Genomic DNA, 9,389 nt, shown 5'->3' with positions numbered 1-9,389 from the left:
GCCTTCCAGCGCACCGCCCTCGCCCCTGGCGAGCTTGGCGTCGGAGGCCTTGGCCATGTCGCGCGCCTTGTCGCCGGTGACGGTGACATAGGCATTGAGCACGGGATTGGCGCGCTCGATCGCCTGGAGATAGGCCTCGGTGATCTCGGCCGCGGTGATCTCCTTGCCGCGCAGCCTGGCGCGGGCCTCGGAAATCGTCAGATGTGTCAGGTCGCTCATCAGGCAAGGCTCTTTTCGTAAAACACCGACCACTCGGAGTCGGGATAATCCAGCACCGGGCCGCAACGCGAAAATCCGGCGCGTTCATAGACGGCCCAGGCGGCGGGGTGGCGGTCGCCGGTTTCCAGCACCAGGCGCTTCATCCCCTCGCCACGCGCCTGCGCCTCGACCCGTTCAACGATTTTCGCGCCGATCTTCTGGCCGCGATGCGAGGGTCTGGTGTACATGCGCTTGACCTCGCCGACGGCGCCGTCATGACGCTTCAGCGCGCCGCAGCCGATGGCAAGCCCATTGTCGCGGGCGACGAAGACGGTGGTGTCCTTGCCTGCCATCTGCTCGACGGTCATGTGGTAGCAGTGTTCTGGCGGCGTCAATTCGAGCAGCGTCGCGTTGAGCTCCTCGACCAGCGTGCGCACATCGTCCTGCAAGGCGGTCTCGACGGCGATCTCGATTGCCATCGGCCGGTTACTCCACGACCTTCGGAACGAGGAAGAAGTTCTCTTCGGTGGCCGGCGCGTTGGCGACGATGTCGGAGGCCTTGTTGCCGTCGGTCACGATATCCAGCCGCTTCTTCATCTCCATCGGCGTCACCGATGTCATCGGCTCGACGCCGGAAACGTCGACCTCGTTCAATTGCTCGACGAAGCCGAGGATGGTGTTCAGTTCGCCGGTCATGCGCTCGGCGTCCTCCTCGCTCACCGCAATGCGGGCAAGGTGCGCGACACGCTTCACTGTCTGAAGATCAACGGACATTTCTGTTGCCTCTGGAAAACCAGCGCTATAGCGGCGCCGCGCGCGCCGCGCAACCTGCATCGTCGCGCGCGGACGGCTGAGATCTGGGCTTAGGGCGGCGTCACGCCTTCGCAGAGGAAATAGCTGCCGCTGTTGCCGGCCTGCTCGCTTTCGTCGTCGACCGGGCGGACCGATACAAGATCGAGCTGCTTTGGGCTCATCTGCGTTACCGACAGCACATCGGGAAAGACAAAGCCCGGCTCCTGGCAGATGGCGGTGACCGCCCAGCTCGGCGAGCGTGTCGCCTTGGTGACCTGAAGGAACTCGCAATTGTATTCGACGCCTTGCAGGCCGTGGGCCGACAAAACGATGTTGCCGGCCTCGATCACATCCTGCAGCTTGCCCTTCTTGGCCTGCGCGCACAGCTCTTCGGATTGCAGGTAGACACCGTCGATGAAGTCCTCCGCCGCCGGCGCGGGAGAAGCGGCAACCAGCATCGAAACGCAAAGTGTCTGCCTCAAAGCCATGATTTCATTCCATTTCTCTCATGAATGATCTCGGCGCGACGCGCCTCTCGGCCCTATATCGTGATGGTCTGGCCGATTGCCGGCAAGGCCACTTTCACACCTGAGCCCTCCATTCCCGCGACGAATTTGTCGGCGGTCTGGTCGATGATCGGAAAGGTGCCGAAATGACAGGGCACGACTGTGTCGAAATGGAAGAAGCGCCGGCAGGCGAGCGCCGCCACCGCGCCGCCCATGGTGAAACGGTCGCCGATCGGCACGAGGCCGATCTTCGGCTCATGCAGTTCGTTGATCAGCGCCATGTCGGAGAAGATGTCGGTGTCGCCCATATGGTAGAGCGTCTTGTCCTCCGCGAAATGCAGGACCAGACCGCCGGGATTGCCGAGATAGGTGTTGGCGCCGCCCTCGCCGCCGAAGGACGATGAGTGCAGCGCCTGGACGAAAGTGGTGGTGAAGGCGCCGCAATCGACGGTGCCGCCGATATTGCCGGGATTGATCCTGCTGCCGTTGGCGCCTTGGCCGACCAGATACATGCAGATTTCGTAATTGGCGACCAGCATGGCGCCGCTCTTCTTCAGCACCTCCAGCGCGCCGCTGACATGGTCGTTGTGGCCATGCGTCAGGAGCACATGGGTCACCCCTTCGGCCGGTCCTTCCCAGCCGCCCGTCCAGGACGGATTGCCGACCAGATAGGGGTCGATCAGGATATTGGCTCCCGCCGTCTCGACGCGGAACGCCGAATGTCCATACCAGGTCAGTTTCATCAACGACTTCCTCGATTTTTGTTGCGCCAGAGGATAGAACGCCTCGGGCAAAATTAAAGGGCCATCACATTCGGTGCATCAAAAAGGATGCGCCGCACCGTGCGTCTGAAGGAAAGCCGTTTGGGCATCATATCGATCGAGGACTTGCCGGCGCGCCTCGTCGGCGGCAGGACGCTCGCCGGGCTCGACCTCGGCGACAAGACGATTGGCGTGGCGGTCTCCGACCGAGGCCTGGCATTCGCCCATCCGCGCCCCGTCATCATGCGGCGGAAATTCTCGCTCGACGCGGCGCTGCTGCTCGCGCAGCTGGAGAAGGACAATGTCGGCGCGATCGCGCTCGGTCTGCCAGTGAACATGGACGGTTCGGAAGGTCCGCGCGCGCAGAAATCGCGCGCTTTTGTGCGCAACATGGCTGCCCTGTCGGACCTTCCCTTCGTGCTTTGGGACGAGAGGCTGTCGACGGTCGCGGCCGAGCGGACGCTGATCGAAATGGATTTTTCGCGCAGGAAGCGTGCCGGCAAGATCGATTCGGCGGCGGCCGCCTTTATTCTGCAGGGAGTACTGGACCGGCTTCAGTCGCTCGGTCCAGACGCTCTTGCGGAACCGGATTCCCCCAGCGGGTCCTGACCCAGGCGGCGATGTTGCGGCGGCGTCGGAACGCCCACAGCGCCATCAGCAGGAAGCTGTCGAAGACGCAGGCCTTGGCCACCATGCCGGGAATGAGCGCCGGATCGATGCCCAGCATCTCGCCGTAAAGCTGGAATACCAGGTCGTGCAGCGGGCGGCTCAGCATCACATAGCCGAAATTCATGTCGTTGAGCGACAGGAAGAACCAGCCCCAGAACAGGAGCAGCGGAGCGGCCCAGAGCGCGAACAGCGTGCGCATCAGCGGCCATCCCTCGAATTCGCTTCCGGCCGGCCGGAAATGCGTGACAGCAGTGAACTGTGCGCGGCGCCTCGTGCCATGACATGGGCGGTCGCGCGGACTTCGGTGTCGGCCGCAAACGCCTCGACCCGCGCCGTGCGCTGCTCGGCCAGCACCGCGACATAGGATGCGAGCAGCGCGGTCAGTTGCACGGCGACGACCATGAACAGGCCGTCGATGCCTTGCGCCGCGCCGCCGACCAGAACCAGCGACAACACAGCCGAGGCGGAAATGAAGGCGATGCGCACGACACTGTCCGTGGCGTCGGGACTGGCCGCTATGTTAATCAGCGTCTCGACGAAGGCCCAGCAGAACAGCACCGCCACCACCAGCAGCGCGATCGCCAGCGGCGCCACGATGGCGGCGTTCTCCAGTCCGGTGATGCGGCCGTTTTCGACCTCAAGGCCGAGCACCGCAAGGGCCGCGGCGACGCCGCGATTGCCGTCGATGCAGATATACGCCAGCAGGGCGAAAACGATCGCCCAGTGCAAGGCCAGAAAGGAGGTCAATACGTGCCGCATGGCGTTCCTGCTTCGCAGGGCAAGGAACGGCATGGTTAACCAATCCTTGCTCCGGTGAGAACAGTGGGCCCTGCGGGTCGCCGCCGCAATGGAAACCATTCGTTAAGGTTAACGTGTATCCACAGGCCACGCGAGGGCCTGGCGGAACCCGCTCAGTTCACCGGCGGATAGAGCGTGTCGACTATCATCCGCGCATCGTGGCGTGAATCGAGCATGCCATAGGTGTTGCGCCACTGGCCGGCGAGACGCGTCTCGACGAAGGCGTCGGCGATCCGCCCTGCCCCCAACCGGCGAAGCTCTGCTGCCGCCGCCGACAGCGCCAGTTGCTCGGTAAGCAGGCGCGCCGAACCCTCGTCGGTCGCCGCCACCTGCATGGCTGCCTTGAGCACGCCGATGGTGCCGCGGCCGCCGGCGCCGAGATCGCGGTCGATGCCGGCGAGCACTTCCTCGAACAGGCCCGGCGCGCGGCCAAGCACGCGCAGCACGTCGAGCGCCATGACATTGCCGGAGCCTTCCCAGATGGCGTTGACCGGCGCCTCGCGATAGTAGCGGGCAAGCGGCGCCTCCTCGACATAGCCATTGCCGCCGAGGCATTCCATGGCTTCGTAGAGCAGCGGCGGCGCGATCTTGCAGACCCAGTATTTGACCACCGGCGTCATCGCGCGGGCGAAGGCCGCCTCGCCGCGATCGCTCGCCGCCTCGTCGAAAGAACGCGCCAGGCGGAACGACAGCGCAGTGGCGGCGGCGACATCGAGCGCCATGTCGGCCAGCACGCGCTGCATCAGCGGCTGGTCGATCAGGTTGGCGCCGAACACCTGGCGGTGGCGCGTGTGGTGAATGGCCTCGGCCAGCCCTGCCCGCATGATCGCCGACGAGGCGACCGCGCAATCGAGCCTGGTCAGCGTTACCATATCCATGATCGTCTTCACGCCGGCGCCCGGCTCGCCGACCATCTCGCCGATGGCGTTGACGAACTCCACTTCCGAAGAAGCGTTGGAGCGGTTGCCGAGCTTGTCCTTCAGCCGCTGGAAGCGGAAGCCGTTGCCGGAGCCGTCGCCGAGGATGCGCGGAACAAGGAAGCAGGAAAGCCCTTCCGGCGCCTGCCCGAGCACCAGGAAGGCATCCGACATCGGCGCCGACATGAACCATTTATGGCCGGTGAGCCGATAGAATCCGCTGCCGGCGCGCTCGGCCCTGGTGATATTGGCACGCACGTCGGTGCCGCCCTGCTTCTCGGTCATGCCCATGCCGAGCGTCAGCCCGGTCTTCTCGACCGGCGGCTTCTGGCTCTGGTCGTATTTGCGCGTCGTCACCCGCGGTGCCCATTCGCGGAACAGTTTCGGGCTCGCCATCAGCGCCGCCAGCGAGGCGCTGGTCATGGTGATCGGGCAGAGGTGCCCGGTCTCCAGCTCGGCGGTGATATAGAAGCGCGCGGCCCGCACCTGGTGGCGGCGGCCGATCTCCGCGTCGCCGTTTTCCCAGACCGAGGAATGCAGTCCATTGGCGACGGAACGGCGCATCAGGGCATGGTAGGCGGGGTGGAACTCGACTTGATCGATGCGCCGGCCCTGGCGGTCATGCGTCCGGAGCTTCGGCGTCTCGACATTGGCGAGGCGGGCCAGTTCCTGCGCTTCCTGCGTCAGCACGAAACGGCCGAGCCCGTCGAGGTCCTTGCGCACCGGCTCGGAAAAGCGCTCGGCAAGCTGGATCAGCAACGGATCGCCCCGCCAGGCGTTGCCGCCCGTCAGCGGCGGCGGCTGGTTCGTCACGTCGTCGGTCACGCCCTGTCCCTATCATGCGAAGGCCACGAATCCGAAGCCATCGGGCCTTATAGCCCAAGCGATGCAAGGCGCGCGACGAAAATACCGGGGAGAACGGTCGCAATCCAAAGCTGGTGCTTGCGGCTGGGGACACCGCACCCTATAGCAGCGCCTTGAGATGACCGACGCTTCGTCCCTGCCGCTCTATCCCCACCGCCATCTTCTGGGCATCCGCGATCTTTCCCCCGCCGATATCGAGCTTTTGCTCGACCGGGCGGACCGGGCCGTCGCCATCTCGCGGCAACCCGAGAAGAAGACCTCGACGCTGCGCGGCCGCACCCAGATCAACCTCTTCTACGAAGCCTCGACCCGCACGCAGTCGTCGTTCGAGCTTGCCGGAAAGCGGCTCGGCGCCGATGTCATGAACATGTCGGTGGCAAGCTCTTCGGTGAAGAAGGGCGAGACGCTGATCGACACGGCGATGACGCTCAACGCGATGCGCCCGGATATCCTTATCATCCGCCACCAGTCTGCCGGCGCGGCGGCCCTTCTGGCGCAGAAGGTCGGCTGCTCTGTGGTCAATGCCGGCGACGGCGCGCACGAGCATCCGACGCAGGCGCTGCTCGACGCGCTGACCATCCGCCGCGCCAAGGGGCCGCTGGCGAAGCTGATCGTGGCGATCTGCGGCGACATCCTGCATTCGCGCGTCGCGCGTTCCAACATCATGCTCTTGAATGCACTGGGCGCACAGGTGCGCGTCGTCGCGCCCTCGACGCTGCTGCCGTCGGGCATCGACAGAATGGGCGTGATCGTCGCCCGCTCGATGGCCGAAGGGCTGAAGGACGCCGACGTGGTGATGATGCTGCGCCTGCAGCGCGAGCGCATGGAAGGCGCCTTCGTGCCGTCGATCCGCGAATACTTCCGCTACTTCGGCCTCGACGCCGAAAAGCTCAAGGCGGCCAAGGACGACGCGCTGGTCATGCATCCCGGCCCGATGAACCGCGGCGTCGAGATTGCGTCCGAAATCGCCGACGGCCCGCAGAGCGTCATCCAGGAACAGGTGGAGATGGGCGTCGCCGTGCGCATGGCGGTGATGGAAGCGCTGCTCGACCCGCGCCGCAACCACGAAGGGCGCGGCGCATGACGACAACGGTCTTCAGCAAGGCGCATGTCGTCGATCCCTCGCGCGGCATCGACGAGGTCGGCACGGTCATCGTCGACGGCAGGAAGATCGTCGCCGCCGGCAAGGCGGCGCTGAACCAGGGCGCGCCGGAAGGTGCCGTCGTCATCGACTGCGCCGGCAAGGCGATCATCCCCGGCCTCATCGACAGCCGCGTCTTCATAGGCGAGCCGGGCGGCGAGCATCGCGAGACGATCGCCTCGGCAAGCATCGCCGCGGCGGCCGGCGGCGTCACCTCCATCGTCATGATGCCCGACACCGATCCGGTGATCGACAATGTCGCGCTGGTCGAATTCGTGCTGCGCACCGCCAAGGATACGGCCAGCGTCAACATCTTCCCGGCGGCGGCGATCACCAAGGGGCTCGACGGCCGCGAGATGACCGAGTTCGGCCTGCTGCGCGAGGCCGGCGCCGTCGCCTTCACCGACGGGCGCCATACCATCGGCAACTCCCTGGTGATGCGCCGGGCGCTGACCTATGCCCGCGATTTCGGCGGCGTCATCGCGCATGAAACGCAGGACGCCGACCTCGCCTCGGCCGGCGTGATGAATGAGGGCCTCTATGCCAGCTGGCTCGGCCTTGCCGGCATTCCGCGCGAGGCGGAATCGATCCCGCTGGAGCGTGACCTCGCCCTGGCGCGGCTGACGCGCGGCGCCTATCACGCGGCCAAGATATCGACGGCGATGGCGGCCAATGCGGTGAGCCGGGCGAAAGCCGACGGCGCCAATGTCACGGCCGGCGTCGCCATCCACAATCTGTCGCTCAACGAGAACGACGTCGGCGAATACCGAACCTTCTTCCGGCTGACGCCGCCGCTGCGCGCCGAGGAGGATCGGCTGGCGATGATCGAGGCCGTGAAGGACGGTATCGTCGACATCATAGTTTCCTCGCACGATCCGCAGGACGTCGACACCAAGCGCCTCCCCTTCGCCGACGCCGCTGCCGGCGCGATCGGGCTCGAAACGCTGCTCAGCGCCGCGCTCCGTCTCTACCACAATGGCGATGTCCCGCTGCTCAGGCTGGTCGAGGTGCTGTCGACCGCACCGGCGAAACTGTTCGGCCTGCCCGGCGGCACGCTGAAGCCGGGCGCGATTGCCGACCTTGCGCTGGTCGATCTCGACGAACCTTGGATCGTCAGCGAGAGCGGCCTTCGCTCGCGCTCGAAGAACACCTGCTTCGAGGGCGCGCGGCTGCAAGGCAAGGTCTTGCAAACGATGGTATCGGGCCGCACAGTGTTTTCAATCTAGGCCGATGGCGGCATAGTCCGCCATTTCGTACGGTGAAGGAAACGCGGGGGGAAACAATGAGTTATGGCGGTATCCTGGCGCTGCTGTTCGGCTATCTGCTGGGCTCGATTCCGTTCGGCCTGCTGATCACCCGCGCGGCCGGCCTTGGGGACGTGCGCAAGATCGGCTCCGGCAATATCGGCGCCACCAATGTGCTGCGCACCGGCAACAAGGGGCTCGCCGCCGCAACGCTTCTGCTCGATGCGCTGAAGGGCACGGCGGCGGTGCTGATCGCCGGCCGCTTCGCGCCGGAGCTTGCGCTGTGGGCCGGTTTCGGCGCTTTTATCGGCCACCTCTTTCCGGCCTGGCTCGGCTTCAAGGGCGGCAAGGGCGTCGCCACCTACCTCGGCGTGCTGATCGGCCTTGCCTGGCAGGTGGCGCTGATCTTCGCCGTCGTCTGGCTCGCCGTCGCCTTCCTGTTCCGCTACTCCTCGCTCGCGGCGCTGACCGCTGCGGTCGCGGTGCCGATCGCGCTCTACTTCCTCAGCACGCCGGCGATTGCCGGACTGTTCGCGGTGATGAGCCTGATCGTCATCGTAAAACATCGCGCCAACATCTCGCGGCTTACCGCCGGCACCGAGGGCAAGATCGGGGCCAAGGGATGACCAAGCCCGCCGCCGGCCCGCGCCTCAGCGACCGGCAGCGGCTGAGCTGGCTTCGCCTGATCCGCACGCCGAATGTCGGTCCGGCCTCGTTCCGCGAACTGATCAACCGCTTCGGCTCCGCCGAGGCCGCGCTCGAAATGCTGCCCGAGTTGATGATCTCCGGCGGCGCCAGCCGCATCGTCCGTATTCCCACGGTGGCTGAGGCCGAGGCGGAGTTGGAGGCGGCAAGGCGGGCCGGCGGCCGTTTCGTCGGCATTGGCGAGGCAGACTATCCGCCCTTGCTGAAGAACATGGACAACCCGCCGCCCCTCCTTGCGGTGAAGGGCGAAGGTGCGGTCTTCCGTCTGCCGGCGGTCGCCATCGTCGGCGCCCGCAACGCCTCGCTCGCCGGCGTCAAGATGGCGCGGATGCTGGCGGCGGACCTTGGCCGCGACGGCTACGCGATCGTCTCCGGCCTGGCGCGCGGCATCGATACGGCGGCGCACCAGGGCAGCCTCTCTACCGGCACCATCGGCGTGCTGGCCGGCGGGCTCGACATGCCCTACCCGCCCGAGAATGCCGGGCTCTGCAACGAGATCGCCGAGCGCGGCGGCGCCGTCGTCTCGGAAATGCCGTTCGGCTGGCAGCCGCGCGCGCAGGATTTTCCGCGCCGCAACCGGCTCGTCGCCGGCATGGCGCTGGGGCTGGTGGTGGTCGAAGCCGCGCAGCGCTCAGGCTCGCTGATCAGCGCCAGGCTGGCCGGCGAGATGGGTCGCCTGGTCTTCGCCGTGCCCGGCTCGCCGCTCGATCCGCGCGCGGCCGGCTCGAACGGCCTGCTCAAGGACGGCGCCACGCTGGTCACCGAAGCGGCCGATGTTGCCAGCGCCATCGCGC

Annotated in this window: 13 protein-coding genes; 5 read left to right on the top strand and 8 right to left on the bottom strand. The window is 66.1% G+C overall.

From position 1 onward, the window contains the following. From EN780_RS19980 to EN780_RS19960, 5 genes are all read right to left on the bottom strand, one after another. Positions 1–219 (bottom strand): amidase family protein (locus EN780_RS19980; RefSeq protein WP_245500030.1); only part of this gene is annotated, 219 nt, incomplete at its 3' end. Beyond that, positions 219–677 carry a GNAT family N-acetyltransferase gene (locus EN780_RS19975; protein WP_128275084.1) on the bottom strand — a complete coding sequence of 153 codons (459 nt, stop codon included), beginning with the start codon at positions 675–677 and terminating at the stop codon, positions 219–221. The genes EN780_RS19975 and EN780_RS19980, both read right to left, overlap by 1 nt. Positions 678–684: 7 nt before the next feature. After that, entirely contained in the window at positions 685–972 is a 288-nt protein-coding gene (gene gatC / locus EN780_RS19970) for an Asp-tRNA(Asn)/Glu-tRNA(Gln) amidotransferase subunit GatC (RefSeq protein ID WP_127286215.1), read from the bottom strand. Positions 973–1,061: 89 nt separating this feature from the next. Continuing rightward, positions 1,062–1,478 (bottom strand): hypothetical protein, encoded by a 417-nt coding sequence (locus EN780_RS19965; RefSeq protein WP_127286216.1) that lies wholly within the window; start codon positions 1,476–1,478, stop codon positions 1,062–1,064. Between the two features lie 53 nt (positions 1,479–1,531). Beyond that, positions 1,532–2,239 carry a metal-dependent hydrolase gene (locus tag EN780_RS19960; RefSeq protein ID WP_127286217.1) on the bottom strand — a complete coding sequence of 236 codons (708 nt, stop codon included), beginning with the start codon at positions 2,237–2,239 and terminating at the stop codon, positions 1,532–1,534. Positions 2,240–2,359: 120 nt separating this feature from the next. Here EN780_RS19960 and ruvX point away from each other — a divergent pair, with 120 nt between their 5' ends. Beyond that, positions 2,360–2,866, top strand: a complete 507-nt coding sequence (gene ruvX / locus EN780_RS19955; protein WP_127286218.1) for a Holliday junction resolvase RuvX — start codon at positions 2,360–2,362, stop codon at positions 2,864–2,866. Here ruvX and EN780_RS19950 read toward each other — a convergent pair. The 3 genes from EN780_RS19950 to EN780_RS19940 form a co-directional block, all read right to left on the bottom strand. Next, on the bottom strand, positions 2,784–3,125 hold the full coding sequence (locus EN780_RS19950) for a DUF6105 family protein (RefSeq protein WP_127286219.1): 342 nt from the start codon (positions 3,123–3,125) through the stop codon (positions 2,784–2,786). The two genes, ruvX and EN780_RS19950, sit on opposite strands and share 83 nt — an antisense overlap. Further along, positions 3,125–3,685 (bottom strand): hypothetical protein, encoded by a 561-nt coding sequence (locus tag EN780_RS19945; protein WP_127286220.1) that lies wholly within the window; start codon positions 3,683–3,685, stop codon positions 3,125–3,127. The genes EN780_RS19950 and EN780_RS19945 overlap by 1 nt, the downstream gene beginning before the upstream one ends. Before the next feature lie 152 nt (positions 3,686–3,837). Further along, positions 3,838–5,466 carry a DNA alkylation response protein gene (locus EN780_RS19940; protein WP_128275083.1) on the bottom strand — a complete coding sequence of 543 codons (1,629 nt, stop codon included), beginning with the start codon at positions 5,464–5,466 and terminating at the stop codon, positions 3,838–3,840. A 157-nt stretch (positions 5,467–5,623) separates the two neighbouring features. Here EN780_RS19940 and EN780_RS19935 point away from each other — a divergent pair, with 157 nt between their 5' ends. The 4 genes from EN780_RS19935 to dprA form a co-directional block, all read left to right on the top strand. After that, entirely contained in the window at positions 5,624–6,589 is a 966-nt protein-coding gene (locus tag EN780_RS19935) for an aspartate carbamoyltransferase catalytic subunit (protein WP_127286222.1), read from the top strand. Beyond that, complete coding sequence (locus tag EN780_RS19930; RefSeq protein WP_128275082.1) at positions 6,586–7,872, top strand: dihydroorotase; 1,287 nt, start codon at positions 6,586–6,588, stop codon at positions 7,870–7,872. The genes EN780_RS19935 and EN780_RS19930 overlap by 4 nt, the downstream gene beginning before the upstream one ends. A gap of 56 nt (positions 7,873–7,928) precedes the next feature. Then, positions 7,929–8,516 carry a glycerol-3-phosphate 1-O-acyltransferase PlsY gene (gene plsY, locus EN780_RS19925; RefSeq protein ID WP_127287357.1) on the top strand — a complete coding sequence of 196 codons (588 nt, stop codon included), beginning with the start codon at positions 7,929–7,931 and terminating at the stop codon, positions 8,514–8,516. Continuing rightward, a partial coding sequence (gene dprA, locus EN780_RS19920; RefSeq protein ID WP_128275081.1) for a DNA-processing protein DprA occupies positions 8,513–9,389 on the top strand: 877 nt, incomplete at its 3' end. The genes plsY and dprA, both read left to right, overlap by 4 nt.

The sequence above is a fragment of the Mesorhizobium sp. M4B.F.Ca.ET.089.01.1.1 genome (genome assembly GCF_004022605.1).
In the GTDB taxonomy this organism is placed as follows: Bacteria; Pseudomonadota; Alphaproteobacteria; order Rhizobiales; family Rhizobiaceae; genus Mesorhizobium; species Mesorhizobium abyssinicae.
The sequence above is the reverse complement of the archived record's forward strand: the minus strand, read 5'-3'. Positions and strand labels throughout refer to the sequence as shown.